This window comes from Cupriavidus sp. 8B (assembly GCF_054589115.1).
In genome coordinates, this window is record NZ_BAAILO010000488.1 from 1 (window position 1) to 372 (window position 372).

The following is a 372-nucleotide window of genomic DNA, read 5'->3' on the forward strand; positions in this document are numbered from 1 at the left end:
GAAGAATTCACGCGCGGAGAGAACGAACTCACCGCCGAGTTGATTCGCCAAGGAGGACTCTTTAGGCTGACCCGGGCACGGCGCTCCGGTTGGCAGATTTCGGCACCGCCTCCGCAACTGAGGCCGATGACCTACGCCGAAAAGATCGTCGCGAGAGCGAGCAGCCGCACATGCGTAACACCTGCCGAAAGCGTCTTTGCCAAAGCAGATTGGCGTTATGCACACGAATACGTCTCCCCGATGTGCATCAGTTCGTTACGCCGGGAGTGTGGTGAGCGGATTGAACTCCACGATCCCGACAGCATTGTGTGTTTTTCGGACCACCTGACGTTCATCCACCGCAGCATGCCGCCCGAACGCCGCGCCCTCGGA

General features: G+C 59.7%; 1 pseudogene. It reads left to right on the forward strand.

From position 1 onward, the window contains the following. Positions 1–126 precede the first annotated feature (126 nt). Positions 127–372, forward strand: a pseudogene (locus ACYP5B_RS45330) (hypothetical protein); the annotation flags it as partial.